The sequence below is a fragment of the Vallitalea maricola genome, from assembly GCF_036985595.1.
GTDB classification, from domain to species: Bacteria; Bacillota; Clostridia; order Lachnospirales; family Vallitaleaceae; genus Vallitalea; species Vallitalea maricola.
The window spans coordinates 1-266 of record NZ_BTPU01000444.1; the positions used below are offsets into that span (position 1 = coordinate 1).

Consider the following 266-nt stretch of genomic DNA (forward strand, 5'->3'; position numbering starts at 1 on the left):
GATTGCCGTTTAGTATGGCTTATTTTTGAAAAAACTCGGTTACTTGATTTTGCCAAGTTAAGAGCGCAACTTACTGGTTTATCCATTGATAGAGTCGGTGGATCAGTGGCGGCTTTTACTAATCTCTATTTACCCAAATTACATCGAAGTGGTTACATTGCACCCAACATGGGTGATGGTGAATCTGGCTTAGTGTCTCCTGGTGGTTATGGCATGGACTCTAAACCGGGTTTATATAAAAATGTGCTGGTGCTTGACTTTAAATC

The 266-nt window shown here is 40.6% G+C and carries 1 protein-coding gene; it reads left to right on the top strand.

All coding sequences use genetic code 11. The features are described from left to right. A partial coding sequence (locus AACQ14_RS24580) for a hypothetical protein (RefSeq protein ID WP_339366153.1) occupies window positions 1-266 on the top strand: 266 nt, incomplete at both ends.